This is a genomic window from Marinomonas ostreistagni (assembly GCF_016888445.1).
Lineage (GTDB): Bacteria > Pseudomonadota > Gammaproteobacteria > Pseudomonadales > Marinomonadaceae > Marinomonas > Marinomonas ostreistagni.
The window spans coordinates 413,686-439,000 of the sequence record NZ_JAFEKF010000001.1; the positions used below are offsets into that span (position 1 = coordinate 413,686).

The 25,315-nt window shown below is 49.8% G+C and carries 25 protein-coding genes; 10 read left to right on the forward strand and 15 right to left on the reverse strand.

Translation table 11 applies throughout. The features are described 5' to 3' along the window. Window positions 1-14 precede the first annotated feature (14 nt). Both JQX58_RS01885 and JQX58_RS01890 read right to left on the reverse strand, forming a co-directional pair. A complete protein-coding gene (locus tag JQX58_RS01885; protein ID WP_204145119.1) occupies window positions 15-452 on the reverse strand; it encodes a hypothetical protein in 438 nt (145 codons plus the stop codon). Continuing rightward, window positions 452-1,693, reverse strand: a complete 1,242-nt coding sequence (locus JQX58_RS01890) for a porin (RefSeq protein WP_204145120.1) — start codon at window positions 1,691-1,693, stop codon at window positions 452-454. Before JQX58_RS01890 ends, JQX58_RS01885 begins: the two co-directional genes overlap by 1 nt. A 230-nt stretch (window positions 1,694-1,923) precedes the next feature. On the opposite strand from JQX58_RS01890, the gene JQX58_RS01895 reads away from it, so the two are divergent. After that, window positions 1,924-2,787 (forward strand): shikimate dehydrogenase family protein, encoded by an 864-nt coding sequence (locus JQX58_RS01895; RefSeq protein WP_204145121.1) that lies wholly within the window; start codon window positions 1,924-1,926, stop codon window positions 2,785-2,787. A 98-nt stretch (window positions 2,788-2,885) separates the two neighbouring features. Here the strand turns inward: JQX58_RS01895 and JQX58_RS01900 are convergent, their stop codons facing one another. Together JQX58_RS01900 and JQX58_RS01905 are read right to left on the reverse strand one after the other, a co-directional pair. Continuing rightward, entirely contained in the window at window positions 2,886-3,875 is a 990-nt protein-coding gene (locus JQX58_RS01900) for an aldo/keto reductase (RefSeq protein ID WP_204145122.1), read from the reverse strand. Window positions 3,876-3,921: 46 nt separating this feature from the next. Further along, window positions 3,922-5,127 carry a LysR family transcriptional regulator gene (locus tag JQX58_RS01905; protein ID WP_204145123.1) on the reverse strand — a complete coding sequence of 402 codons (1,206 nt, stop codon included), beginning with the start codon at window positions 5,125-5,127 and terminating at the stop codon, window positions 3,922-3,924. A gap of 285 nt (window positions 5,128-5,412) precedes the next feature. On the opposite strand from JQX58_RS01905, the gene JQX58_RS01910 reads away from it, so the two are divergent. Further along, entirely contained in the window at window positions 5,413-5,724 is a 312-nt protein-coding gene (locus tag JQX58_RS01910; protein ID WP_204145124.1) for a high-potential iron-sulfur protein, read from the forward strand. Window positions 5,725-5,803: 79 nt separating this feature from the next. Here JQX58_RS01910 and JQX58_RS01915 read toward each other — a convergent pair whose 3' ends face one another. The 6 genes from JQX58_RS01915 to JQX58_RS01940 all read right to left on the reverse strand — a co-directional run bounded on the left by JQX58_RS01915 (window position 5,804) and on the right by JQX58_RS01940 (window position 11,722). Continuing rightward, window positions 5,804-6,607 (reverse strand): M48 family metallopeptidase, encoded by an 804-nt coding sequence (locus JQX58_RS01915; RefSeq protein WP_204145125.1) that lies wholly within the window; start codon window positions 6,605-6,607, stop codon window positions 5,804-5,806. A 23-nt stretch (window positions 6,608-6,630) separates the two neighbouring features. After that, a complete protein-coding gene (locus JQX58_RS01920) occupies window positions 6,631-6,990 on the reverse strand; it encodes a DUF2750 domain-containing protein (RefSeq protein ID WP_204145126.1) in 360 nt (119 codons plus the stop codon). Window positions 6,991-7,122: 132 nt separating this feature from the next. Then, the gene (locus JQX58_RS01925; protein WP_204145127.1) at window positions 7,123-8,193 is read right to left on the reverse strand and encodes a BMP family ABC transporter substrate-binding protein; all 1,071 of its coding nucleotides are present in this window, start codon (window positions 8,191-8,193) and stop codon (window positions 7,123-7,125) included. A gap of 62 nt (window positions 8,194-8,255) precedes the next feature. Continuing rightward, entirely contained in the window at window positions 8,256-9,188 is a 933-nt protein-coding gene (locus tag JQX58_RS01930; RefSeq protein WP_204145128.1) for an ABC transporter permease, read from the reverse strand. A gap of 9 nt (window positions 9,189-9,197) precedes the next feature. Then, window positions 9,198-10,265 carry an ABC transporter permease gene (locus JQX58_RS01935; protein ID WP_204145129.1) on the reverse strand — a complete coding sequence of 356 codons (1,068 nt, stop codon included), beginning with the start codon at window positions 10,263-10,265 and terminating at the stop codon, window positions 9,198-9,200. Next, a complete protein-coding gene (locus tag JQX58_RS01940) occupies window positions 10,262-11,722 on the reverse strand; it encodes an ABC transporter ATP-binding protein (protein ID WP_338040638.1) in 1,461 nt (486 codons plus the stop codon). Before JQX58_RS01940 ends, JQX58_RS01935 begins: the two co-directional genes overlap by 4 nt. Window positions 11,723-12,220: 498 nt before the next feature. On the opposite strand from JQX58_RS01940, the gene JQX58_RS01945 reads away from it, so the two are divergent. Next, a complete protein-coding gene (locus JQX58_RS01945; protein WP_204145130.1) occupies window positions 12,221-12,913 on the forward strand; it encodes a pseudouridine synthase in 693 nt (230 codons plus the stop codon). Window positions 12,914-12,918: 5 nt separating this feature from the next. Beyond that, window positions 12,919-13,971: a 23S rRNA (cytidine(2498)-2'-O)-methyltransferase RlmM gene (gene rlmM / locus JQX58_RS01950; protein WP_204145131.1), complete on the forward strand. Its 1,053-nt coding sequence runs from the start codon at window positions 12,919-12,921 to the stop codon at window positions 13,969-13,971. Window positions 13,972-14,035: 64 nt separating this feature from the next. Here the strand turns inward: rlmM and JQX58_RS01955 are convergent, their stop codons facing one another. Beyond that, window positions 14,036-15,721 (reverse strand): L,D-transpeptidase family protein, encoded by a 1,686-nt coding sequence (locus tag JQX58_RS01955; protein ID WP_204145132.1) that lies wholly within the window; start codon window positions 15,719-15,721, stop codon window positions 14,036-14,038. After that, window positions 15,718-15,996, reverse strand: a complete 279-nt coding sequence (locus JQX58_RS01960) for a YkgJ family cysteine cluster protein (protein ID WP_204145133.1) — start codon at window positions 15,994-15,996, stop codon at window positions 15,718-15,720. Before JQX58_RS01960 ends, JQX58_RS01955 begins: the two co-directional genes overlap by 4 nt. 102 nt (window positions 15,997-16,098) lie before the next feature. Here JQX58_RS01960 and JQX58_RS01965 point away from each other — a divergent pair, with 102 nt between their 5' ends. After that, complete coding sequence (locus JQX58_RS01965) at window positions 16,099-17,334, forward strand: diguanylate cyclase (protein WP_204145134.1); 1,236 nt, start codon at window positions 16,099-16,101, stop codon at window positions 17,332-17,334. Window positions 17,335-17,395: 61 nt separating this feature from the next. Here the strand turns inward: JQX58_RS01965 and gatB are convergent, their stop codons facing one another. From gatB to gatC, 3 genes are read right to left on the reverse strand one after another with little or no spacing between them, the layout of a single operon-like run. Further along, a complete protein-coding gene (gene gatB / locus JQX58_RS01970) occupies window positions 17,396-18,841 on the reverse strand; it encodes an Asp-tRNA(Asn)/Glu-tRNA(Gln) amidotransferase subunit GatB (RefSeq protein ID WP_204145135.1) in 1,446 nt (481 codons plus the stop codon). 2 nt (window positions 18,842-18,843) lie between these two features. Further along, a complete protein-coding gene (gene gatA / locus JQX58_RS01975) occupies window positions 18,844-20,304 on the reverse strand; it encodes an Asp-tRNA(Asn)/Glu-tRNA(Gln) amidotransferase subunit GatA (RefSeq protein WP_204145136.1) in 1,461 nt (486 codons plus the stop codon). An 11-nt stretch (window positions 20,305-20,315) separates the two neighbouring features. Continuing rightward, on the reverse strand, window positions 20,316-20,603 hold the full coding sequence (gene gatC, locus JQX58_RS01980; RefSeq protein WP_204145137.1) for an Asp-tRNA(Asn)/Glu-tRNA(Gln) amidotransferase subunit GatC: 288 nt from the start codon (window positions 20,601-20,603) through the stop codon (window positions 20,316-20,318). 241 nt (window positions 20,604-20,844) lie between these two features. Between gatC and JQX58_RS01985 the strand changes: the two genes are divergently transcribed. Genes JQX58_RS01985 through rng form a run of 5 tightly spaced genes read left to right on the forward strand, consistent with a single transcriptional unit; the run spans window position 20,845 to window position 25,313 of the window. Then, window positions 20,845-21,888, forward strand: coding sequence for a rod shape-determining protein (locus JQX58_RS01985; protein WP_204145138.1), 1,044 nt, complete (start codon window positions 20,845-20,847; stop codon window positions 21,886-21,888). Between the two features lie 29 nt (window positions 21,889-21,917). Continuing rightward, the gene (gene mreC / locus JQX58_RS01990; protein ID WP_204145139.1) at window positions 21,918-22,787 is read left to right on the forward strand and encodes a rod shape-determining protein MreC; all 870 of its coding nucleotides are present in this window, start codon (window positions 21,918-21,920) and stop codon (window positions 22,785-22,787) included. Further along, entirely contained in the window at window positions 22,784-23,257 is a 474-nt protein-coding gene (gene mreD / locus JQX58_RS01995; RefSeq protein ID WP_204145140.1) for a rod shape-determining protein MreD, read from the forward strand. The genes mreC and mreD overlap by 4 nt, the downstream gene beginning before the upstream one ends. A gap of 12 nt (window positions 23,258-23,269) precedes the next feature. Continuing rightward, window positions 23,270-23,866, forward strand: coding sequence for a Maf family protein (locus tag JQX58_RS02000; RefSeq protein ID WP_204145141.1), 597 nt, complete (start codon window positions 23,270-23,272; stop codon window positions 23,864-23,866). Then, window positions 23,859-25,313 (forward strand): ribonuclease G, encoded by a 1,455-nt coding sequence (gene rng, locus JQX58_RS02005; RefSeq protein ID WP_204145142.1) that lies wholly within the window; start codon window positions 23,859-23,861, stop codon window positions 25,311-25,313. Before JQX58_RS02000 ends, rng begins: the two co-directional genes overlap by 8 nt. Window positions 25,314-25,315: the final 2 nt, after the last annotated feature.

Below are 25,315 nucleotides of genomic sequence, written 5' to 3' on the forward strand. Positions count from 1 at the left end.
GCTAGTGCTGGGCGTTAGCGCTCGTAAACGACGACAACATTGTCTGGCAGTTGAGTCTGCTCTGGCACATAGGCAATGGTATTGTCGTGTTCACTGACGTGACGGACCGCATCGTTTACAGAAGCCATTTCCATTGGTGGCGTACTTCGTCCAGTGAATAATAATTGTGACCAGTAGGCCTGAATACGGCTCTCCGTAAGGCCAATAATATCGACGTTAAACTGATTGCGTACGTCGCTGCCAGCGGGTAAGGCGATGGCGGTAAATTTACGGCTAAGGGTGCCGCCCATAAAAATTTGGCGCACTTCGCTGCGTGACAAGTCGTCAACTTTGGCTTCAGCATTGGCGATAATCCATAAATCGGCATGGCTATCGGCGCTGACGAAGCAAGCGACACTGACTAAGCTTGCCGCAGTGATGTGTTTGATGAAGTTGCGATTGAATCCTTTCATTAGAAAATCCACTCCACACCTACTTGGTACAACTCTGTCGTCCGATCAAAGTCATCATCGATGGAGTTAAACATGGCGGATTCATTACGATCGCCACGTAACCAGGTGACTTCGCCTTTTACGGCAAGCTTGGGTTGTACATCCCAGCGTACTCCCAGCGTCCACGATTTGAGGCTATCAGAGCTACGTGATGATTCGATCTGGTTGAGGCCGTAATTAATGCCTGCTAAGCCTTGATAGCGTGGGTCTAACGGATTCATATTGGCCAAAGCGCTGGCGACTTCATTGGGAAAATCGTCATAGCTTAGATCACTTTCGGCGTAGGTAAGGTGCAGGGTTATGTCATCAAAAATATAACCACCGGTCAGGTAGTAAGTATCGATTTCGGGGATAAACGTCTGCACGTCTGGATTGATATTGACCCATTCAGCCGCCGCAAAATAATTGAGATCATCGTAGCGGATGCCAAGCTGGGTAACATTGATCACACTTTGCGTAGACAGTGCATCTACGGTCTTAGGGAAGCTGTTGAAGCGACTGACTGAACCAGCCAGTAGATCAAGTTCTGATAACGCAATGTCGACATCGCCTTGGTGAAACGAGGCGCGTAATTGCACATTGCCGTAGCGAGTACTGGCAATCAGGCCGCCGAGGGTATCGACATCGTAGTCGGTAGTACGGTTATTAAGGGTGATGTCGCCTTCGTGCTGGCCGATATAGGCTTCAAAGCTGGTATCAAAGCCGTTGCTAAAATAGCCCCACGTTGCGTCAATCCCTTCAAAGGTCGGGAACAGGTAGGCGCTGTACATTTGCTCTGGCGGGGAAATCCAATGGTAAGCATAGCCTACGTCAATCACGTCGCTGAGCATAAAAAAGGGTGTACGCAGTTTACCGACTTTTATTGATAAGTTGTCTTCTGGTTGGATGGTGGCATAGAGCCAATCAAGCTCGGAATCCTGGGTGTCATTGGCGCGCAACACGCCTTGAGCCGTCACGCTAAGATAGTCATTTGCTTGAGCATGGACTTGTAAGCCAATAAGCGATTTAGGGTCTAGATTAATGTGATCAGAGTAGCCGCGAAATTCAGCTTGGTCTGTATTAAGATAGCCACCCACAACACGGCCAAAGCCGGACACGCTGACGCTGTCTTCCAAAGACGCCGCAAAGCTACTGTTTGTGCCGGCAAAGGTGGCCGTACATAATGCAAGCGCCATAAAGCGAGTTAAATTTTGAGCTGGCATAATGACATGTCCATAAATATGAGATGCTACTAAAATAGCAATTGTGCATATCTTACTTATTACAAACATAGTTCTCTAGAGCTTTTTTGTACAGAATGTAAGCATTTAGTAAGTGTATGTTGTTGATGCGCGAAAGGAACTCAGCGCTAGCGCTAGGTGGCGTTGCTTGACCATGCTAGAATGCTGGCTTGCAATATTTACTCCGCAGTTCGTTTTTAAAGGCACCCCCTATGCAATCCATTGGTTTGATCGGTCAGAATATTTCCGCTTCGCGTGCGCCCGCACTTCACAATAAGCTGGGTGAGCTCAAAGACTTACCCGTTCATTACCAGTTACAAGAGCTAGACCGCAGCACAGATGAGGCCTTTACAGAGCGCTTGGCTTGGCTGCGTGAGCAGAATTTTATCGGCACCAATGTAACGTTCCCATTTAAGCAAGTTGCCGTGGCAAGTGCCGACGAGGTGGATGAATCGGTGAGCAAAGTGGGCTCGACCAATACCTTGGTGCTCAAGCATGGCAAAGTGCAGGCCTACAATACCGATTATTCGGGCTTTATCCGCGGCTATCGTACTCGATTAGGCGAGATGCCAGCGGGCAAGGTGCTGATGCTTGGCGCAGGCGGTGTTGGGCGCGCGGTAGCGTTTGGCTTATTTGAGGTGGGAGCAACCGAGCTTTTTATCACTGACCTTAATGAAGCGGGCGGACGCGCGCTCGTGCAGGCGTTAGTCGACGCCGGTTACGCCGCCAATTGGGTGCCCACATCTGACGTGGCCGAGGTCGCGTTAACGATGGATGGTTTGGTCAACTGCACGCCAGTTGGCCATTACAAAACGCCGGGTAATCCCTTGGCTACGTCTGCTTTTGGTGGTCAGCAATGGGCCTTTGATGCGGTCTACACGCCGCTTGATACAGAGTTTTTACAATGCGCTCATGGTGCGGGGCTTAAGCTGGTATCAGGCTTTGATTTGTTCTTTTACCAAGGTTTGGATGCGTTTGAGATTTTTACCTCAGTGAAAGTCGACGATGTGACACCGGTCTGGTCGGCCTTTTGTGAGCAGTACGATATCCGCAGTGAGTTATTTAACTTACGCTAGTCGTTATCGAGTTAGCAAATAGCTGAAGCAGTTTAAAAAGCCCCAAGGCACTGATAGGTGTCTTGGGGCTTTTGCGTTTTTGAGCCTAGCCGTATGGCTTATTCGAAGTCGAAGGTTTCGGTATCGATTTCCTGTTGTAGAGCTTCGCCATAGCGCGGACCACTGATGCGCGTCGGCGCAAACAGCTCGCTAAGTTCGCTCAGATCGTCATGGCTCAGTACTAAGTGCTGGGCTTCAAAGTTCTCCTGCATGTGCGCCACAGAGCGTGTGCCTGGGATGGTGACGATATGTTCACTTTGATGTGCTAGCCAACTCAGGGCCAATTGCGCTGGTGTGGCGTTGAGGCGTTTGGCGGTGGCTAAGTAATCTTGCAATAGGCGTTGGTTTTGTGGCCAATGGGCCTCTGTGAAGCGTGGCATACTGATACGGATATCGCCGTCTTCAAGAGCTTCGGGGTCACTCACGGTATTACTTAGAAAGCCGCGTCCTAGAGGACTAAAGGCAACAAAGGTAACACCAAGCGCTTTGGTCGCTTCCAGTGTGGCGATCTCAGGGTTACGTGTCCAAAGCGAGTATTCGGATTGCAATGCGGTGATCGGCGCTTCTTTATGAGCTTTGTGAAGTGTCTCGGCACTCACTTCAGATAAGCCTATCGCGCCGATCTTACCTTCCTGTACTAAGTCTTGCAGGGCGCCGACACTTTCTTCGATCGGCACATCAGGGTCTTTGCGGTGCAGGTAATACAGGTCAATATGCTCGGTTTGCAGGCGCTTTAAGCTTTCTTCACATTGGCGTCTCAGTGTTTCAGGGCGGCCATTAATCTGTTTGTTGCCATGAATATTGGCCATGCCACACTTGCTCGCCAGCATGACTTCTTCACGAATGCCACGCAGGGCTTGGCCGACGAGGCGTTCATTGGCGCCGGCGCCATATAAAGTCGCAGTATCAAAATGGCGATAGCCCATTTCAAACGCTTTTTGTAGCGCACGTACGGCATCGGCTTCAGCGACTGGGGCGCCATAAGCATGTGACAGGTTCATACAGCCCAAGCCTATCTTGGGCGTCAGTAGGTGTTCGTGACGGGACATCAAGTTACCTCGAACAAAAGTGAAACATCGCGACTCAAATGGTGCGTTACACCGGGGCGTGCAGTGCAGCAGTCGCTCTTAGCGTATCGAGGAAGTGTGACTGAGTATCAGTCGGAAGCCAAGCCTTTCGTGTCAACAAGCGAGCGCTGGTGGGTTGAGAGCGCATTGATGTTGGCACATTTAATAAAGGTTGTAGGGCAGGGTCTTGAGCTAATTGTGAAGTATATAAGCAGGTCACACGGTCACTGTTAAGCACTAAGGTGCGCGTCAAATACGCAGACTGGGCGTGCAGAATATGCCGTGGTGCAATCAGGCCGTTGCTCTGAAGCTCCGAAAGCGTTTGATGAAAACGTTCAAGATGGCTCGGAACGACCCATTCGAAGTGGTTAAGATCGTCTAGCTCAAGGGTGGGGCGCGATAGTAATGGGTGGTCTGTTTGGCAGGCAAACGTGAGCGCCGGTAAGGTGACATGTTCAATGGCAAACGTATCTTCCGGCACGTTTTGATAACTATCATCGAGGACGATGTCGAGTTGGCCAGAGGCCAGTTTTTGCCATAAATGATGTGGTGCTTGTTCCTCAAAACTCAGTTTGGCAGGTGCGTGCTGGGCCTCAAAATCGAGGATCGCATGACTTAACAGCGCATCCTGCAAAACGGTGTCGCAGCCGATGCGGATTTCTGGGATATGTAGGCTTGGTACAGCGCCTACGTCGAGCATACCTTGGCGCACTTCGTTAAAGGCCAACTTAGCACTCTGAGTCAGAGCTTGGCCGTGGCTGGTCAGGGAAGTATTGCTGACTTGCTTACAAAAAAGACTCACTTGCAGCAGCTTTTCAAGCTCTTTGGCCGAGCGATAAATCGATGATTGCGCGACATTTAGGGCGCGGCTGGCGGCGCTGAAGCTCTGCCAATCGTGTACCGCGATCAAAGCGATCAGTTGGGTGGTGCTGATCTTGCGCAGTTGTTCAGGGGCTTGAGCGAGCTGTGGCGACAGTTTAATCAGGGTGTCATCCAGCCAAGCTAAGGTGCGCTCGATACGACGTTGAAAGCGCACGCCCAAGGTCGATAGATTCATGCCCTCGGCGTGACGTTCAAATAAGGCAATGCCCAGTTGCTTTTCCAGTTTGGCAATGGCTTGGGTGATGGCTGGCTGGGATACTTGCGTGTGCTCGGCCGCGCGCACTGTGCTTTTGAGATAGCACACAGCTAAAAAAATACGCAGATGGCGCAAGTTAGGTAACTGAATGTCCACGGTCCGTCCTAGAGTGGTTGAGTTTTATACAGATCATCCATAATGCTTCCTTTTTTAATGAAAATATAGCAAAAAATGGCTGATTTAACCGATTGGGCCACTTTCGGACTAGATGGCATGCGTTTAACAGAGTGTATCCAGGCAATCTCAAGCCTCGCTAAACACTAATATTATTTTTATGTGATATAAGTCAGGCCCTGAGAATGGTTCCACCCTTAGTCTTTAAGCACGTATAAGGCCGCTCTTAGGTGGCAGGGCACAGACATCAAAGGCTAGGAGAGAGCAATGATTGATACAACACGTCGCAGTATGTTGAAAAAAGGAATGTTCGGGTTGGCGGTATTGCCATTTGGTATGGGCGCATTGACACAGTCGGCCTTTGCCGCGCTGCCGATGCTAGATCCTTCGGCGCCTAATGCTAAAGCCTTGGCGTATACGCCAGATGCATCGACCGCTGCATCTCATGCTGCTTTTAAAGCTGGTAGCAATTGTGCCAATTGCCAGCTATTTAATGCGTCTACAGGCGCTTGTCCGCTGTTTGGTGGTCATGCCGTAGAGCCAGAAGGTTGGTGTCAGGCGTGGGTGAAAAAAGCGTAAGCTTTGGTTCAAAAAAAGGCGCTTAAACTGTGGAAGGTTTAAGCGCCTTTTTTGTGTCTAATGTGTGGTATCGCGCAGATTAGTAGCAGTTAGCTGTCTGGTTGCGAGCTTTTAGCGATGCGTAAATCTGCTTCGGCTCAGCCATGTGCTCTTTCAAACCTGCGATACGAGAATTGTGCGACGGGTGCGTCGATAAAAACTCTGGTGTATCGCTTGAGCCCACTTTGCTCATATTCTGCCATAGGGTGACGCTTTCTTCTGGGTTGAAGCCCGCTTTGGCCATCAACTCCAAGCCGATTTGGTCGGCTTCGGACTCGTGGGTACGGCTAAACGGTAAGATAATGCCCACCTGCGCGCCAATGCCAAGGCCTTGGAAAATAGCCGCTTTGGTGGCTGAGTCCTCGCCAGAGAGCTGATAACCAAGTGCTAGAGCTTGGCTTGTGGCTAACTGAGTAGAAACACGCTCATTACCATGACGCGCCATGACGTGGCCCACTTCGTGGCCGACCACAGCCGCTAGCTGGGATTGGTTTTCGGCTACCTCTAATAAGCCCGTGTAAACCCCAATTTTGTTGCCCGGTAGAGCAAAGGCGTTGACCTGCTCGTCATCAAACACCACCACTTCCCATGCTTGATCGCGGTATTGATCCGGTAACACTGAGATAATGCGATCCGCAACACATTGCACGTTTTGCGTAACATTAGTGCTGCTGGTAGTCGGCAGGTTTGACTTCATCTCAGTAAACGATGCGACGCCCATTTCATTAAGTTGACTGTCTGGTAGCAACGTCAGCTGGCTGCGCCCTGTGGGCGATGTGCTACATGCCACCAAGGACACGCTGACAAGGCCGATTGCCAAATGGCGTAAAAGCGATGAAGACATAAACCTCTCCTGATTTTGTTGGATTATCCTTGGATCTCGTTGTGCAATTCTTGCGCGTGCACCACAATGCCTTCTCCGGCCATGTTCGGTGCGACGCCGACGCTCACGCCGTCTTCTCCCATACCTGGCAACCAAGTATTGCAGAAGGCATCGTTGGTAATATCCAGCGCACTGAAACCTTCATGTTCTGTTTGTGCCCATTCGTTCGCCATTTCAGCAGTGGGCCATACAGGAAGCACTTGCTGATCCGCTACTGAAAGGGTTAAGCAGCCTTCCGTGTCCGCAAGAGTATAACAAGTACCGCCCGATTTAATATGCTTCACAAATGCGTCATAGCGAGCTTGGCTGGTTTGACGAAAAAACGTAGAAGTATCAATAGACATAAATAGTATTCACTCAAGGGTTTAGCTGTGATGATAGCATATCAAGCTGAATCTGATAGCCATAAAAAAAGTGGCTGCCAATCATCTGGCAACCACTTTTTGATACTACTCGACTTATCTGTCTTTTGTAAATTAGCGTGGAATTTGGTCGTTGATGCCTTCCACGTACCAATTCACTTGTGCCAGCTCTTGGTCAGTTAGGGTGTGGCCTTCAGGTACCACGACGTTACCCTTATTGTCAGTGATTGGCCCAGTGAATGGGTGGAATTCACCGGATGCCAATTTGTCGTACGTAGCATCGATTTTGGCGCGCACATCTTCTGGTAAGTTGTCGTTGATCGACGCTAGGCTAAGCATGTCATCTTGGAAACCGCCCCAGAAATCTTGTGGCTGATAAGTGCCGTCCATGACCGCTTGCGCGACCTTGATGTAGTAAGGTGCCCAGTCATCACGCACAGAGAAGACATGTGCTTCAGGGGCAAAGCTGCTTTGGTCGGATGCTTGGCCGATGGCACGCACACCGCGCTTCTCAGCTGCGATCAATGGTGCTGGGCTATCCGTGTGCTGTAGTAGCACGTCGACACCTTGGTCCATTAATGCGTTTGCTGCGTCCGTTTCTTTACCTGGATCATACCAAGAGTTCACCCAGACGATTTTCATAGTCACGTCAGGGTTGACGCTTTTAGCCGCCATAAACGCTGAGTTGATGTCACGAATAACTTCTGGAATAGGGAAAGAGCCGATGTAACCGATGGTGTTGCTCTCAGTCAGCATGCCCGCGGCCACGCCAGACACATAACGACCTTCGTAGGTGCGTAGGGCATAAGTGCCCATGTTTTTCGCACGCTTGTAGCCTGTCGCATGCTCAAAAGTTACATCTGGGAAGCGCTTGGCGACTTTCAATGTTGGGTTCATAAAACCAAACGAGGTTGAGAAGATCAGGTCATTGCCGGATTTTGCCAGCTGAGTGATGACACGCTGGGCGTCGGCACCTTCTGGTACGTTTTCGACAAACGTCGTTTCGACTTTGTCACCGAAGTATTCTTCAAGCTCTTGACGCCCACGATCGTGCTCGTAGCTCCAGCCAAGATCGCCCACAGGGCCAACGTAGACAAAACCAACCTTAAACGGGTCTTCTGCTGCGTGTGCAGCGCTCATCCCCGCAATCAGGCCTAAGCCCACTAGTAAGCTTTTCATTTTCATGTAGCGCTCCTTATGTGCCCGAAGGCGTGTTTCAAACAATAATGTAAACAAGCAAATTCTTATTAAGCCATTTGGCGCGGATCAAAAGGTTTCCCCAATGAACGCGGAGCCAATAACTTTTCTTTGTATTTGTCGGCACTGATCAGCACCATCACCACAATCGTCGCTACGTAAGGTAGCATGGCCAGTAAGTTTGGTGAAATCGACCAGCCCATGCCTTGCAGTACCAAGTGCATGATGCTCGCCAAACCAAATAGGTAAGCACCCAACATGATGTTGCCAATACGCCATGAAGCAAAGACCACCAGTGCTAGGGCGATCCAGCCACGACCTGCGGTCATGTTTTCCACCCACATCGGCGTGTACACCAGCGACATGTAGGCGCCGCCTAGACCCGCCATAGCACCACCAAACATCACGGCTAGATAACGCACGTGCAGCACCTTGATACCAATGGCATTGGCCGCGTGAGGGTTTTCGCCCACGGCTTTGATGGTTAGGCCGATGCGTGTTTTGTTGGCCACGTAAGCAATCACCAGCGCTAGCGCGATGGCTAAGTACACCAGTGGGTCATGGCTAAACAAGACTTTGCCAATCACTGGTAAATCCGATAACAATGGGATCGCAATCGGCTCAAAGCCAGTCAGTGTCTTACCGACCACACTGGTACCAATAAACGCGCTTAAGCCAGTACCAAAGATGGTCAAGGCAAGACCGGTGGCGACTTGGTTGGCACCCAGATGTAACACCAGCACACCAAAAATTAAACTCATAACACAGCCAATTAACATCGCACCGACAAGGCCAAGCCCTGCATTACCGGTGCCGTAGGCCACCATGAAGCCAACCACGGCGCCCATTAGCATCATGCCTTCTTGACCTAAGTTCAGCACGCCAGTTTTTTCACAGATGGCTTCGCCTAGGGCAACAAACAACAGTGGGGTACCGGTCTTGATCGCCGCAAACAGTACCTGAGTGATTAAATCGATATCCATCATGGGCTCCTAAGCGACGGTTTCACGAGAGGACACAAGGCGGTAACGGATGAAGAAGTCACACGCCAATAAGAAGAACAGCAACACACCTTGGAACATGCCGACGACAGCGATCGGAATGCCCATTTCGATTTGTGCTAAATCGCCGCCCATGTAGAGAATCGCTAGGAATACCGCTGAAACAATGGCGCCAGCCGGATGCAAGCGACCTAAGTAGGCAACAATAATGGCCGAGTAGCCGTAGCCAGGCGACACATTTGGTGTCAGCTGGCCGATTGGGCCGGCAACCTCTGCTACCCCCGCAAGGCCAGCCAAAGCACCAGCAAACAACATCACAAACCAGCTGATGCCATTGGCGTTAAAACCAGCGTAGGTGGCAGCGGGTTCGTCGGCGCCGTAGACACGAATTTTGAAGCCTAGGTGTGACTTGCTTAAAATAAACCAGGCCACCAGCGCCGCGAGCACGGCAAACACCACACCTAGATGCACGCGACCAGAGTCCGACAGTACAGGTAATAGTGCGGCATCGGAAAACAAGGCTGACTCAGGGAAGCCAAAGCCCATCGGATCACGCAGCGGCCCATGCACGGCCCAGATCAGTAGATACAGAGCAATGTAGTTGAGCATGATGGTGGTTAAGATCAGATTGGAGTTGAACTTTAGCTTCAAATAGGTCGGAATCGCCGACCATGCCATACCTGATGCAATGCCACCTAAAAGTGTCACGGGTAATACCCACATAGATTCGGAGTCACCAAATGCCAAAGCCACGGCACTGCCGCCCAAAGCGCCTGCTAGCAATTGGCCCTCAGCACCTATGTTCCAAAGGTTGGCGCGATAACACAGTGACAATCCCACAGCACAGAGTAGCAACGGCCCCATTTTGACCAACATCTCACTGACGTTGTAGGCGTCAGACAGCGGCATGATGAGAAGTACATGCAACGCTTGCAGTGGGTCTTTACCCAGCGCGGTAAACAAGATAGAACCAAAAATCAGCGTCAGTACGATCGCCAGCAGCGGCGAGGCAAACGTCATCAAGCGGCTTTGCTCAGTACGAGCTTGTACACGTATCATGCGTGCGCCTCCGAAGTGGTGTCTGTTTCAATAAAGGTACCGGCCATCCATTGACCAATCTGGTCAATGGAAGTTTCTTCAACACGTACCACAGGTGAAAGGTGGCCATTACACACCGCCGCCATACGGTCGGCTAATAAAAACAGCTCATCGATGTCTTCAGAAATAAGCAAAATAGACGCGCCTTGATCTCGCAAAGTTAATAATGCTTGGTGAATCGCCAACGCCGCACCGACATCAACGCCCCAAGTTGGGTGCGCGCAAATCAGTACTTTGGGTTGTTGACCAATTTCACGACCCATAATGAATTTTTGTAGGTTACCGCCACTCAGGCTTTTGGCCTCGGCTGATTCGCCGTGGCATTTTACGCTGTATTGGTTAATTAGGGATTTGGCGTACTGTTTCACAGCATTCCAGTTAACCAAGCCTGCTTTAACAAAGCCTGCGCTGTGCGTCAGCAGGGTGTTTTCAGACAAGCTCATGTCCGGCACCGCACCACGACCTAAGCGTTCTTCAGGCACATAAGCCAAGCCTTGTTTGCGGCGCGCGCCAGCGCTTAAGGTGCCAATGTCTTTACCAGACAAAAATAAGGTGTCTTTTAGATTGCGCTTGTCTTCGCCGCTGATGATCGACATCAGCTCTTCTTGACCATTACCAGCAACGCCGGCAATGCCAAGGATTTCGCCTTTACGCAGGCTGAAATTAACGTCTTTTAGAGAAGTGCCAAACGGCTGCTTAGCCGCTAAGGTGAGTTTCTGTGCGTTGAACACGACTTCTTCGCCGTGGGCTTTTTCGTAGCCGGCGTCTTGCTCGGCCAGATCACCGACCATCAGCTTCGCAATAGTGGCTGGGGTTTCATTTTTAGGGACACAGTCCGCTACCAACTGGCCGCTACGCAAAATAGTTGCGTTGTCACAGATCTCGGTCACTTCATGCAGTTTGTGCGAGATAAATAAAATGCTGCAACCTTCGGCGGATAACTGGCGCAGTACGTCAAATAGACCAGCCACTTCTTGTGGCGTCAGTACTGACGTCGGCTCATCTAAGATCAGCAGTTTGACCGATTGCACCAAGCAGCGCATGATTTCGACACGCTGACGCTCACCGATCGATAATGAGTGCACGTAGCGCGTTGGGTCGACATTGAGGCCATAGCGTGACGATAGCTCACGAATGCGTGCATCAAGGTCGCCGATCTCAGCCAGTTGTGATGGGCTGAGGCACAGCTCGATGTTTTGCGCCACGGTGAGTGTTTCAAACAACGAAAAGTGTTGAAACACCATGCCGATGCCCAAGTCTCGAGCGATCGCAGGGGATTTGATTTGTACATCAGCACCGTCCCAAACAATGTTGCCTGAGTCAGGGGCGACGACACCGTAAATAGTTTTGACCAAGGTACTTTTACCGGCGCCATTTTCACCTAATAAAGCGTGAATTTCGCCGGGCATTAACGTCATGCAAATTTGGTCATTAGCTAGACATCCGGGGTACTGTTTAGTGATATTCAGTAACTCTAAGCGTGGGCTAGAGTTCTGTGATTTCAATGTTTCCGACACCGTTCATTCTCTATGTATTTGAGTAAAAGCTGCTTGTGGCAGCATAGATATTACGTCTCGACCCAAAGCTTTGCCGGTTTGCTGTGATGCAGCAGTGCTGTGTAAGTCCGTTGCGCTGACGTCCGTATTGTTTCATTAGGGCAAACAATTATCATGCCAATCATGATGGTTGAGGAGATCGTGATTAAGGCGCGTAGAATACGCAATTTTAACTTGTTTGTCTGTATGGTCAGCTTTTTATCTGCCAATTATTTGTTAAATATTGGGCATAATTGCTGAGATAAGTGGTTATTATGCGCTAAAGTGGTGCTAAAATTTAACCGTTCGGTCAAGCTTTAGGCGTAGGATCGATTTGTGACCTAGTGTAGAATGCCGAGCTTTATTTGCGTTGACCTGTTTATGACCCCCATCCATGTTTTGTATCAACACGCTGACTTTTGGTTAGTCTATAAGCCTGCTGGTGAAAGCTTTCACTCCGAGCAAGGTGTCGGCTTTGCTCAGCGCCTACAAGCAGAGTACCCTGAACAGACGTTTTTTCCGGTACATCGCTTAGATAAGTTGACCTCAGGCTTGCTGTTGTTTGCGACTCACAAAACGGCGGCGGCAGAGTTTGGGCGACTCTTTAGTGAGCATCGCCTAGAGAAACGTTATCTGGCGGTATCTGACCAGAAGCCGAAAAAGAAACAGGGTACGATTTCTGGCGCCATGACCCCAAGTCGACGAGGCCAATGGCGTCTAACACAGCAGGGCGAGGCCTTGGCGGTAACGCAGTTTTTTAGCTTTGCTCTAGATGGCAAGCGCTACTTTTACATACGCCCACTGACGGGCAAAACCCATCAAATTCGGGTGGCCTTAAAAAGCTTCGGTGCGCCGATTTTAGGCGATGAGCGCTATGGCGCTCATGCTGCGGATCGTGGTTATTTGCATGCCTATTCGTTAGAATTCGAATGGCATAACGAAACGTTTGCCTTTAAGGCTTGGCCTGAGGAAGGCGATGGCTTTAGCGCAGCGGCCCAAGCACAATATCAAACCTTATTTTTTGACGGCTCACTAACCTGGCCGAAATTCACTCTTCCAAACAGAAACACCTAGAAACTATGAAAAATATACTGATCTACTGCCGCGCGGGCTTCGAAAAAGATGCCTTAGCTGAAATTACAGACATTGCTGCAGAGCATGGTTTCTATGGCTACGGCGTGCCTAAGGAAAATCAGGGGTTCGTGGTGTACAACACCAATGTGGACGATGGTGCTGAGAGCTTAATTCAGCAATTGTCATTTAACCATTTGATTTTTGCCCGTCAGATCATCGCGGTCAACGATGTCATCGAATTTGAAAAGGGTGGACGCGTACAAGCGTTACTAGAAGCGGCTCGTGAACTGCCTTTGGCGCAAGATATTTGGCTAGAAACAGCCGATACCAACGAAGCAAAAGCCCTGTCTGGTCTGATCAAGAAAATTGAGAAGCCACTAAAAACTGGCTGGAAAAAGGCCGGTTTGCTACGTACTAAGGCGGTAGGCGTGCGCCATCACGTGTTCTTTATGGAAGGTGATCAGGCGTATTTGGGGGTGAGTTATGCGGCGTGTCGTTCTGAGTTCCCGTTGGGCATTCGTCGTTTACGTTTCCCAGCCAAAGGCCCGAGTCGCTCGACCTTGAAGCTAGAAGAAGCGCTGTTGCAGTTTGTCCCAGAAGAGCGTCGTCAGCGCGATTTGTATGAGGGTATGAATGCGGTTGATTTGGGTGCTTGCCCAGGCGGTTGGACGTATCAGTTTGTGGTGCGTGGTATTCATACCTATGCGGTCGATAATGGTCCCATGCAAAAAGAGCTTATGGACACTGGGTTAGTGTCGCATATGACCGAAGATGGCTTTAAATTTGAGCCGCCAGTGCGTGTGGACTGGATGGTGTGTGACATGGTGGAACGCCCAATCTTGGTGGCAGAGCTGATGGCGAAGTGGCTGTGTGAAGGCTGGACTGAGCGTGCCATCTTTAACTTGAAGCTACCGATGAAAAAACGTTACCAAGAGGTGGTGCAGTGTCTGGAGTTGATCGCTAGCCAGCTAAAGCAGCATGGCCTGCGCTACGAGATGCAATACAAACACCTGTACCACGACCGTGAAGAGATCACGGTGTGTGTCATGGTTAAATAATTTATTTAGTCTTAGTTATGAAAAAGCCCGCTTATTAGCGGGCTTTTTTGGTGTTAAGCAAAGCTTAAATGCTTTCTGAAGGCTTGAAGCGCAGGTAATCCATGGCCTCAGCCATTAATGGATCGCGCTCATAGATGTCTTCACGAAACTCTGGCATGCCGTTGGCATTTGGTACTACCGTGAAGTAAACCAAATACACTGGTAACGACTGAGACAGGGACACCACTTTGGTCGCTTGCGACTGGCGCGCTTTATTGAGCTCAGCGCGGCGCTTGTTGTCATTGGCGACCAGTAAGTCAGCAAAGTGCGCAGGGCGCTCTAAACGAATGCAGCCTGAGCTGTAGGCACGGCGGTGCTCACGGAACAGATGCTTGGCTGGTGTGTCATGTAAGTAGATGTCGAACTTATTTGGGAACATAAACTTATAGGCACCCAAGGCGTTGTCATCATCCGCCGCTTGTTCAAAGCGGTAGCTCAATTCTTCTGGTTCGATGGCGTTCCAGTCGATACTCGAAGGATCGAGCGCTTTGGCGCCAATGCTCCAGCTGTCGTAAACCTTGTAGCCGTGTTGCGCTAAGTAGTTCGGGTTACGTTGCAGCTTAGGTAGCAAGTTTTCCCGGGCGATGCGCATCGGTACGCGCCACGTTGGATTAGTCACCATGTAAGTCATTCTGCCGTAGAACACATTGGTTTTGCGTTCTGGCTTACCGATCACCACTTTCATGCTTTCGGTTTGATCGTTTAAATGGATGTGCGCGGTGTAGTCGGTCAAATCCACCCATACACGGTCATCTTCCAGCTGTGCTGGCAGCCAGCGCCAACGCTCTAGGTTGTAGGCGATCTGCTTAGCGCGGGTCTCTAATGAAACATTGAGAGCACGGATGGTGTTAGCGCCGGCAGCGCCGTCGGCATAGAGGTCGTGGCGTTTTTGGAAGCGCACTAAGGCCGCTTTTAAATCATTATCAAAGTAGTCTTCGTTGACCTTGCGCGTAGAAAAGCGAATATCGCCCAGCTGTACCAGGCGGGCACGCAGCTGTGCCACACGCTCACCTTCATCGCCTAAGCGCAAAGGTACGCCGGCACTGACACGAATATCCCCTTCTTTTTGCGCTAGCTCTTGGTAGTACACCAGCCAGTTTTGGAGTACTTGATACTCAGGTTGGCGCGGCGCGATATTGGGTAGGGTGTTGACCATATCGCTTGGGGTATCTAGAAATAGAAGATTTTTCCAGTCTTTGTTAGGCGCATCTAGGCGCCAGTTTGGATCAATCAATTGTGGCTCATAGCGGCCGATCGACAGGTCATGAGCGTAGCTTGATAGAGCAATGGTGGCAATGACGTCAAGCTCGGCTAATTGCTGCGAGCTGGGGGCACGCAGATCAAGGTATTGTTTGATGGTGCTGACATGATAGTGCACCGGATTCAGACCATGGCTGGCGGATTGCTCCAGCATATCGACAAACTTGTAGATCGACATGTCCACCGAGTCCTTGTTGACCCACAGCGGCTCATAGCCGCGGAATTCGTAGGCCTCAAGCACGCTTTGATTGGGCAATGCTTGGCCAGCGATCGGTGTGAAGGCCTCGAGCATCATTGCCACTTGAGCTTTGACGCTTTGCTCAATTTGGCTACCAGAGGGTGGTGTATTGACCACTAGCGATTGACTGTTGGTGGGCGGCGTAGACGAACACCCTGCTAATAAACTGCAGGCGACGGCTGCGGCACCAAACGTTTTAACTGCCTGTTTCATGTAAGGTCCTTAATGCTAATAAGTGGTTGGGTAGCGCTTTCCATCTCTTGAAGGGTTGTTAAAGCTTGTTGTCGATTATCGCCGCACACGTACTCGACGGCATCGAAGTCCGCGCACACCTGTGGCCGCTCTGGCAGACCAAATAGATTGCAACGTAAGTCGTCTGCTAAATGGATGCAGGGCGTGCCCGCTGGTTTGCCGTCCGGCATGCCAGGAATAGGGCTAGAAATCGAGGGAGCGATACAACAAGCTCCACATTGGGGTCGACAATTCATAAAGTGCTTTACAATTTTTCACGGTATTCGTACATCTCTGTACGCGTTGCTTTAAGCCAAGCTTGCTATGCTATTAGAAGACATTAAAAGCGAGTGGCCGGAATGTATAACATACTAATAGTTGAGGATAGCATTGTCGTCAGAAAAATTCTCAACAAGCTGATCGGCGATAACCCTTATTTTAACTGTGTTTTGTGCCAAGATCTGGCTGAAGCGCAGGCACAGCTGGCATTAGATGCAGAGCGCTTTTTTGCCGCGGTGGTCGATCTTAATTTGCCGGATGCTCCCAATGGCGAAGTGGTTGAGCATGTGCTCAATGCCGATATTCCGACACTGGTGCTGACCGGTAACTTTGATGACGACTTGCGGGCAAGCTTGCTCAATAAAGGTGTGCTCGACTACATCACCAAAGAAACTCGCTTTGCTTATACTCAAGTGGCCAAACTGCTTGAGCGCTTACGCCTTAATTTAGATACCAAAGCGTTAGTGGTCGACGACAGTGCCACCTGCTCGGCCATTGTATGCTCCATGTTGAAGAAATTTAAATTCCAAGTGCATGCGGCCAGTGATGGTAAAGAAGCCCTCGACTTTTTGTATCAGCACCCGGATGTGCGACTCGTCATTTCTGATTATCACATGCCTAATATGGATGGCTGTGCTTTGGTTAAGCACTTACGCCAAGATAAGCTTTTTCAAGATCTCGTGTTTATTGGCTTGTCGTCAGAAGGGGATGGCTTGCTGTCGGCGCGCTTCATTAAAAGCGGCGCCAATGACTTTTTGAAAAAGCCGTTTTATCACGAAGAGTTTTACTGGCGTATTTTTCATAACCTTGAGGCTCGTGAAATGCTGGAAACGATTCGTGAGGCGGCCAATGTAGACCCGTTGACGGGACTTTATAATCGTCGTTATTTGTTTGCTCACGGCGAACTGCTGTTCCAAGAGCGCGTAGTTGGCCAGCCGTTTTCAGTCACCATGCTGGATTTGGATAAGTTTAAATCGGTCAATGATACTTATGGGCACCAAATTGGTGATCAGTTGATCCAGCAATTTGCCGCGCTGCTGCAAAAACAGTTTCCGGAGGATTTGATCGGTCGTTATGGCGGTGAGGAGTTTGTCATCATTTCCTTACGCGATGAGCAAACCTTTAGCAACGATATGGAGTTGTTGCGTGACCGTATGAGTAAACGTTTGTTTACTGATCAGGATTTAACCGTGACCTGTAGTGCTGGCGTGTGCTTAGCGGTAGATGATACGTTGTCAAAAATGATTGAAGTGGCCGATAGGAACCTTTACAAGGCCAAAGTCAGTGGTCGTGATCGCATCGAGTACGGTGTTTAGAATGTAAAAAGCCCACTCAAGAGTGGGCTTTTGCTTAGTAAGCTTACCAAGTTTGGAAAGTCTAGCCTTTAAGTAGCTTATTCAAGATTGGTGTTACCACACCTGGATTAGCTTTGCCTTGTGACGCTTTCATCACTTGGCCCATAAAGAAGCCAATCATTTTCTTCTGCTTATCTTCATCGGAAGCGCGGAATTGCTCGACTTGATCAGGGTTGGCATCGAGTACGCCTTGAATCATAGATTCGATGGCGCCTGTGTCCGTTACCTGTTTCAGGCCTTTGGCGTCGATGATTTGATCTGCTGAACCTTCGCCTTCCCACATCGCTTGGAACACTGATTTGGCCGTTTTGCCGTTGATCGTGTTGTCTTCGATGCGAACTAGCAGCTCACCCAAAGCCGTTGCAGAAACTGGCGACTCGGTGATGTCTTTACCTTCGGTGTTTAGGTATTTACTCAGCTCACCCATTACCCAGTTGGCCGCAAGTTTAGCGTTGCCAGCAACTTTTGCGACTTCTTCGAAGTAGTCGGCCATCGCGCGTGAAGCAGATAGAACACCTGCGTCGTATTCGCTTAGCTTGTACTCAGACATAAAGCGCTCGGCTTTTTGTGTCGGCAGCTCCGGTAGGTTAGACGCGATCTGATCTACGTATTCTTGTGTCAGCTCGATCGGCAGTAGATCTGGACATGGGAAGTAACGGTAGTCATTGGCGTCTTCTTTCGAGCGCATGCTACGGGTTTCATCTTTGTCTGGATCGTACAAACGTGTTTCTTGAACGATCTTGCCGCCATCTTCAAGGATATCGGCTTGACGCTCGATCTCAGTGTAGATTGCGCGCTCGATAAAGCGGAACGAGTTTACGTTTTTGATCTCGGTACGAGTGCCGTACTCTGTTTGGCCTTTCGGGCGCAACGAGATGTTGATGTCACAGCGCATGTTGCCTTCGGCCATGTTGCCATCGGAAATGCCCAAGTAAGTGATGATCGAGTGGATCATTTTTACATAAGCAACCGCTTCTTTGGCTGAGCGCATGTCCGGTTCAGAGACGATTTCCAGCAGCGGTGTGCTGGAGCGGTTCAAGTCGATGCCCGTCATGCCGTGGAAGTCTTCGTGCAAAGACTTGCCTGCATCTTCTTCAAGGTGCGCACGGGTGATGCCAACGCGTTTTACAGTGCCATCTTCAAGCGTAATATCTAGGTGACCTTTGCCCACAATCGGGTGATCCATTTGGCTGGTTTGGTAGCCTTTTGGTAGGTCAGGGTAGAAGTAGTTTTTACGGGCAAATACAGAAGTCATGCCGATTTCAGCGTTCACAGCGTGACCAAACATAACCGCCATGCGCAGGGCTTCTTTGTTGAACACTGGCAATGCACCAGGCATGCCTAGGTCCACAAGGGTGGTGTTGGTGTTCGGCTCGGCACCAAAGCTGCGTGCAGCGCCGGAGAACAATTTAGATTGCGTTGATAGCTGAGCGTGAATCTCAAGACCAATAACAACTTCCCAATTCATAGTTATGCTCCTTCTACCAAGCTAGGGTTTTTGGTGTGCCAGTCCGTTGCTTGCTGGAATTTGTGCGCAACGTTCAAAAGCTTAGCTTCAGAGAAGTAGTTACCCATGATTTGCAGGCCAACTGGCATGCCATCAGCAAAGCCCGCTGGGACAGACATCGCAGGGATGCCAGCTAGGTTAACCGATAGGGTGTAAATATCTTCTAGGTACATGGCGATTGGATCGTCTGTTTTGGCGCCGATGCCAAAGGCAGTTGTTGGTGCCACAGGGCCCATGATGACATCGACTTCTTCGAAGGCTTTAACGAAGTCTTCTTTGATCAGACGACGAATACGCTGTGCTTTCAGGTAGTAAGCATCGTAGTAGCCTTCTGAAAGCGCGTAAGTGCCCACCATAATACGTTTTTGGACTTCTTTGCCGAACGCTTCGCCACGCGAGCGTTTGTACATGTCCATTAGATCTTTTGGTTCTTCACAGCGGTAGCCGTAACGCACACCGTCAAAGCGCGACAGGTTAGACGATGCTTCAGATGGCGCGATCACGTAGTAAGATGGAATGCTTAAATTTAGGTTTGGCAACGAGATGTCTTTGACGGTTGCACCAAGCTTTTCAAACTCTTTGACGGCCTCTTGGATAGCGCTTGCCACATCGTTGTTAAGGCCGTCACCAAAGTACTCTTTTGGTAGACCGATAGTTAGACCTGTCAGTGGCGCATCCAAGTTAGCGGTGTAGTCTTCGGTGTCTACTTCCGCTGATGTCGAGTCGTTGGCATCAAAGCCTGCGATCGATTGTAGGATGTGTGCACAGTCTTCTGCCGAGCGTGCCATCGGGCCAGCTTGGTCAAGACTTGAAGCGTAGGCGATCATGCCAAAGCGTGACACGCGACCGTAAGTTGGCTTAAGGCCCGTGATGCCACAAAAAGAAGCAGGTTGACGGATTGAACCACCGGTATCGGTGCCGGTCGCTGCGACACAAAGGCCAGCGGCAACCGCTGCAGCGGAACCACCTGAAGAACCGCCCGGTACCTTGTCTAGGTTCCAAGGGTTTTTCACTGCGCCGTAGTAGCTTTTTTCGTTTGATGAGCCCATGGCGAACTCATCCATGTTGGTTTTACCCAACGTCACGGTGCCAGATGCCAACATGCGACCCGTTACAGTTGATTCGTACGGTGGTACGAAGTTGTGCAGCATTTTAGAGGCACAAGTCGTCAGAATACCATCGGTACAGAACAAGTCTTTGTGCGCGATCGGCAGACCCGTAAGTGGGCTAGCAGCACCTTGTGCTAATTGTTTGTCAGCGGCTTCAGCTTGGGCCAAGGCGATCTCTTCAGTGATCGTGATATAGCTGTTTAGTTGGCCGTCGTACTGTTTGATGCGAGCTAGGTAGTCTTGAGTCAGCTCGACACTAGAAATCTCTTTGTCGCGCAGTTTTTTCGCGAGCGATGCAATGCTTTGATCAATCATGTGGTGATCTCTTAATCGATAACTTTAGGAACTAAGAACAGACCCGCTTCGGTTTGCGGTGCGTTAGCAAGGAAGGCTTCGCGACGATTTTCCTCAGTGACGATGTCTTCACGTAAGCGCTGTTTGGCTTCTAAAGGATTGGAAAGGGGCTCGACACCATCCGTATCGACAGATTGCATTTGTTCCACCAAGTCCAACACGCTTGATAGAGACTGCTGATATTGCTCGGCATCGCTGTCATCCAGCGATAGGCGAGCAAGATGAGCGATTTTGATCACGTCTTGCTTTTCTAGAGACATGTTTCACCTAATAGTTTATCGGTTTTCAAAAAATGCGGACATTGTAGCGCTATTGCCAAAGGGGAGAAAGTCACCGTGTAAAAAAACTCCGTTATTCGGGCGCTAGACGAAAAAACGCCAACAAACAAAGATATATGCGTAAAGAAATGACATAATTATGCGCATTCGGCTTGCTCATTGGGCGAGCGGTTGTTACATTTTCGGGCTATTCGTAATGGATCTTTTCAGGGTGTAGAAATTCATGTTTAAAAAAATTAGGGGAATGTTCTCTAGCGACTTATCCATCGATTTAGGGACAGCCAATACCCTTATTTATGTGCGCGATCAAGGGATCGTTTTGGATGAGCCTTCTGTTGTAGCGATTCGTCACAATGGGAATCAAAAAACGGTTGCTTCGGTGGGCGCAGACGCTAAGCGTATGCTTGGCCGTACTCCTGGAAACATCACGGCAATCCGTCCTATGAAAGACGGCGTCATTGCCGACTTCCATGTCACTGAGAAAATGCTGCAATACTTTATCTCAAAAGTGCATGAAAACAGTGTCTTAAAACCAAGCCCACGTGTTTTGGTTTGTGTGCCGTGTAAATCAACGCAAGTAGAGCGTCGTGCGATCAAAGAATCTGCACTCGGTGCGGGTGCGCGCGAGGTTTACATCATCGAAGAGCCAATGGCAGCAGGTATCGGTGCCGGTCTTCCGGTCGCAGAGGCGTCTGGTTCGATGGTGATCGACATCGGTGGTGGTACCACTGAAATCGCGATCATTTCCCTAAATGGTATTGTAACGTCTGAATCGATTCGCATCGGTGGTGACCGTTTTGATGAAGCGATCACAACTTATGTACGTCGCCAATACGGTAGCTTGATCGGTGATGCGACAGCAGAACGCATCAAAACTGAGATCGGTATGGCGTACCACACTGGCGAAGAGCTACAGATCGACGTGCGCGGTCGTAACCTTGCTGAAGGTGTGCCACGTTCGTTTACGCTGACCAGTTCAGAAATCCTAGAAGCAATGCAAGAGCCATTGTCACAAATCGTACAAGCGGTGAAAGGTGTGCTCGAGCAATCACCACCAGAGCTGGCGGCGGACATCGCTGAAAGCGGTTTGGTATTAACCGGTGGCGGCGCTTTGCTACGTGAAATGGATCGTTTGATCAGCGAAGAAACAGGTCTGCCTGTGATCGTTGCTGACGACCCACTGACATGTGTGGCGCGTGGTGGCGGTATGGCCCTAGAAATGATGGATAAGCACACATCCGAATTGTTCTCTGCTGAGAGTGACTGACGTTAGAGGTTACTCCCATTAGCAATTCCGTGTTCTCGTCAAACAAAGCGTCCAGTGCAAGTTTTCTTGTACTGGTGCTTTTGTCTTTAGCGATGGTGATTGGCGACCTGCAGTTTCGTGTCTTCAATCCGATTCGCCCTTATCTTACTTGGTTGGTAACACCTATTCAGGTGGTTGTCAGTGCGCCGCAAAAGCTGATCAGTTGGGCCGATGTACGTCTCGACACCCGCGAAGCGTTGGTGGAGCAAAATCAACAGTTAAACTCCGAGCTTTTGATGTTGCGCGGCCAGCTGCAGCGCCTTACCTCCTTGCGTGCGGAAAACGTGCGCTTGCGCGAGCTTTTGGATGCGTCACAGCGAGTCGAAGAGCGTGTGGTAATGGCCGAAGTGATTGGCTTTGACCAAAATGCTTACAGTCACAAGGTGTTGATTGATAAAGGCTTTTCCAATGGTGCCTACATAGGTCAGCCAGTATTGGATGCTACCGGTGTGTTAGGGCAGGTGGTCGAAACCTCAGCCTACACTAGCCGCGTGCTGTTGATCGCTGATGCCAGTCATTTTGTGCCCGTACAGCTGCCGCGCACCGGGTTTCGCAGTATTTTGCGTGGCACTGGCGATATGAATCATATGGAGCTGATGAGCGTGCCGCACACGGCGGACATCAAAAAAGGCGATATTTTGAGCACCAGTGGTTTAGCAAATCGTTTCCCGATTGGTTATCCAGTGGGCATCGTACGTAACGTGCGTCATGTTTCAGGTAAGCCATATGCGGATGTCGAAGTGGTGCCGATGGCGCAGTTAAACCGCAGTCGTCATGTGATGTTGATTGAGCGCTCGGAAGATCAGCGAGATAGCAACGAAACGCCTGCAGAAGCGCAGCCAGAAGGAGCTGATTCATGAAATCCTCCGTGATTTTTGTGTTTACCTTTGTTGTTGCCTTGATGCTTGAGGGCTTGGTGTTTCCAGCCGATCTCGTTTGGTTTAAACCTGAGTGGGCATTGTTGGTGATTTTGTACTGGGTGCTTGCCTTGCCCTTTAAGGTGGGGGTTGGGGTTGCTTGGTTTGTCGGATTGTTAATCGACTTATTACAGGGCGGTGTGATCGGTCAGCACTCTTTAACGTATGTGCTGATTACCTTTATCTGCATCATGTTATACAAACGCCTGCGTATGTATCGTCGTTGGCAGCAAAGTTTCTTTATTTTTCTTTTAGTGAGTATTAATCAGCTAATCGGCTTTTGGATCGACCACTACACGGGGGATGCCGAACCAACGTTGATGATTTTTATGCCGGCGGTGATCTCGGCTTTACTATGGCCTTGGTGCTTTATTCTATTGCGTAGTGTGCGTCGTCTATACTCCATTCAATGATAGGCTTTTAACATGATTGTATTAGCGTCAGCTTCGCCGCGGCGAAAAGAGTTGTTAAGCAACTTAGTTAACGAATTTGAGATCAAACCGGCCGATATCGATGAGACGCCATACGCTTTAGAGCAGCCGCAAGAATATGTGGTACGCATGGCACGCGAAAAAGCCGAGGCCGCTATCGCAAAGCATCAGCTGTCCCATCGCGATATTGTCATTGCTTCCGATACCAGTGTGGTGCTTGGCGAACGTATTTTGGGTAAACCTGAAGATTTTGCCCACGCTCAAGAAATGCTGCGCGCTTTGTCGGGGCGCAGCCACGAGGTTATGACCTCGATCTGTGTCTGTAATGGTGGTTTAAACCGAGTAGCGACAGCCAATGTTATTTCACAGGTTGATTTTAGAGAATTATCAGACGTAGAGATCGCTCAGTATTGGGCGACAGGGGAGCCTGCTGATAAAGCTGGTGCCTATGCCATACAAGGGCTAGGCGGTATGTTTGTGAAGCATATAGCGGGTTCATTTTCGGCAGTAGTAGGGTTGCCTGTGTATGAGGTAACGCAACTTCTAAACGAATTTGGTGTCAGTCCCCTAAAGGAGAAAAGTCGTGAGTGAAGATGTGTTAATCAATGTCACACCGATGGAGATACGCGTTGCGTTGGTCGAAAATGGTGTGTTGCAAGAAGTGTATATCGAACGATCGAGCCGCAAGGGGATTGTTGGCAACATTTATCAAGGCAAAGTAGTGCGCGTGCTGCCAGGTATGCAGGCTGCGTTTGTCGATATCGGTCTTGAGCGCGCAGCGTTCATCCATGTATCGGAAGTCGCGGATCGCGATGCGGTCAACGCCAGCGATCAGATCGGTGATTACCTACGTGAAGGCCAGTCCTTGGTGGTGCAAGTTACCAAAGATCCTATCAGTACTAAGGGCGCGCGTCTGACCACGCATTTATCCATTCCTTCGCGTTACTTGGTTTACATGCCAGATCAATCCCATGTTGGGGTGAGTCAGCGCATTGAGAACGAAGAAGAACGTGACCGTCTAAAATCACTGGTGTCTAAGGCGCTGGAAGACCGCGATGAGAGCAGTGGTTACATTCTACGCACCGCCGCTGAGCGTGCAGGTGAAGAAGAGATCTTAGCCGACATCAACTTCTTAACCCGTCTGTGGCAATCCGTTAAAAAGCGCATTAACAGTGCTAAAGCGCCAGCCGTTATTTATGAAGACCTGCCGCTGCATTTGCGTACCATGCGTGATCTGGTCAGCCTGTCGACCGAAAAAATCCGCATTGATTCGCGCGAAAACTTCACTAAGTTGCGTAACTTTGCTGAAGACTTTATTCCAGATTTATTACCGCGCATCGAGTACTACCCAGGTGAGCGTCCGATCTTTGATCTTTACAGTGTTGAAGATGAGATACAGCGCGCGTTAGATCGCAAGGTGCAATTAAAGTCTGGTGGCTATTTGCTGATCGAGCAAACCGAGTCGATGACGACTATTGACGTGAATACCGGTGCGTTCGTCGGCAGTCGAAACCTTGAAGAAACCATCTATAAAACCAATCTAGAAGCGGCCACCGCCATCGGTCGTCAACTGCGTCTGCGTAATCTAGGTGGCATTATCATCATCGACTTTATCGATATGGAAGATGAAGAGCATAAGCGTCAAGTGTTGCGTATGCTCGAAAAAGTACTGGAAACAGACCACTCGAAAACCAAGATTACCGGCGTCTCTGAGCTAGGCTTAGTAGAAATGACGCGCAAGCGTACCCGCGAAAGTTTGGGCCAGGTGTTGTGCGAGCCATGTCGTGCTTGTCGTGGTAGTGGCGTAGTAAAAACGCCGGAGACGGTATGCTATGAAGTGCTGCGTGAAATCATGCGTGCTGATCGGGCTTACAACTCGCAAACTTATACCGTATTAGCAAATAGTGCGGTTGTAGAGCGCTTTTTAGACGAAGAAAGTGCAGCAGTTGCGGAATTAGAAGCCTTTATCGGTAAAACGATTCGTTTTCAAACAGATCCTGTTTACACTCAAGACCAATACGACGTGGTTTTACGCTAATA

What these genes read in the sequence shown, in the direction of transcription:
- gatA (WP_204145136.1), bottom strand. Translation starts at nt 20,304, where the DNA reads ATGATTGATCAAAGCATTGCATCGCTCGCGAAAAAACTGCGCGACAAA.
- rlmM (WP_204145131.1), top strand. Translation starts at nt 12,919, where the DNA reads ATGAAAAATATACTGATCTACTGCCGCGCGGGCTTCGAAAAAGATGCC.
- JQX58_RS01955 (WP_204145132.1), bottom strand. Translation starts at nt 15,721, where the DNA reads ATGAAACAGGCAGTTAAAACGTTTGGTGCCGCAGCCGTCGCCTGCAGT.
- JQX58_RS01895 (WP_204145121.1), top strand. Translation starts at nt 1,924, where the DNA reads ATGCAATCCATTGGTTTGATCGGTCAGAATATTTCCGCTTCGCGTGCG.
- JQX58_RS01960 (WP_204145133.1), bottom strand. Translation starts at nt 15,996, where the DNA reads ATGAATTGTCGACCCCAATGTGGAGCTTGTTGTATCGCTCCCTCGATT.
- JQX58_RS01935 (WP_204145129.1), bottom strand. Translation starts at nt 10,265, where the DNA reads ATGATACGTGTACAAGCTCGTACTGAGCAAAGCCGCTTGATGACGTTT.
- JQX58_RS01925 (WP_204145127.1), bottom strand. Translation starts at nt 8,193, where the DNA reads ATGAAAATGAAAAGCTTACTAGTGGGCTTAGGCCTGATTGCGGGGATG.
- JQX58_RS01885 (WP_204145119.1), bottom strand. Translation starts at nt 452, where the DNA reads ATGAAAGGATTCAATCGCAACTTCATCAAACACATCACTGCGGCAAGC.
- JQX58_RS01985 (WP_204145138.1), top strand. Translation starts at nt 20,845, where the DNA reads ATGTTTAAAAAAATTAGGGGAATGTTCTCTAGCGACTTATCCATCGAT.
- JQX58_RS01900 (WP_204145122.1), bottom strand. Translation starts at nt 3,875, where the DNA reads ATGTCCCGTCACGAACACCTACTGACGCCCAAGATAGGCTTGGGCTGT.
- JQX58_RS01930 (WP_204145128.1), bottom strand. Translation starts at nt 9,188, where the DNA reads ATGGATATCGATTTAATCACTCAGGTACTGTTTGCGGCGATCAAGACC.
- JQX58_RS01890 (WP_204145120.1), bottom strand. Translation starts at nt 1,693, where the DNA reads ATGCCAGCTCAAAATTTAACTCGCTTTATGGCGCTTGCATTATGTACG.
- JQX58_RS01910 (WP_204145124.1), top strand. Translation starts at nt 5,413, where the DNA reads ATGATTGATACAACACGTCGCAGTATGTTGAAAAAAGGAATGTTCGGG.
- JQX58_RS01940 (WP_338040638.1), bottom strand. Translation starts at nt 11,722, where the DNA reads ATGACGTTAATGCCCGGCGAAATTCACGCTTTATTAGGTGAAAATGGC.
- mreD (WP_204145140.1), top strand. Translation starts at nt 22,784, where the DNA reads ATGAAATCCTCCGTGATTTTTGTGTTTACCTTTGTTGTTGCCTTGATG.
- JQX58_RS01920 (WP_204145126.1), bottom strand. Translation starts at nt 6,990, where the DNA reads ATGTCTATTGATACTTCTACGTTTTTTCGTCAAACCAGCCAAGCTCGC.
- JQX58_RS01915 (WP_204145125.1), bottom strand. Translation starts at nt 6,607, where the DNA reads ATGTCTTCATCGCTTTTACGCCATTTGGCAATCGGCCTTGTCAGCGTG.
- JQX58_RS02000 (WP_204145141.1), top strand. Translation starts at nt 23,270, where the DNA reads ATGATTGTATTAGCGTCAGCTTCGCCGCGGCGAAAAGAGTTGTTAAGC.
- gatB (WP_204145135.1), bottom strand. Translation starts at nt 18,841, where the DNA reads ATGAATTGGGAAGTTGTTATTGGTCTTGAGATTCACGCTCAGCTATCA.
- JQX58_RS01965 (WP_204145134.1), top strand. Translation starts at nt 16,099, where the DNA reads ATGTATAACATACTAATAGTTGAGGATAGCATTGTCGTCAGAAAAATT.
- gatC (WP_204145137.1), bottom strand. Translation starts at nt 20,603, where the DNA reads ATGTCTCTAGAAAAGCAAGACGTGATCAAAATCGCTCATCTTGCTCGC.
- JQX58_RS01945 (WP_204145130.1), top strand. Translation starts at nt 12,221, where the DNA reads ATGACCCCCATCCATGTTTTGTATCAACACGCTGACTTTTGGTTAGTC.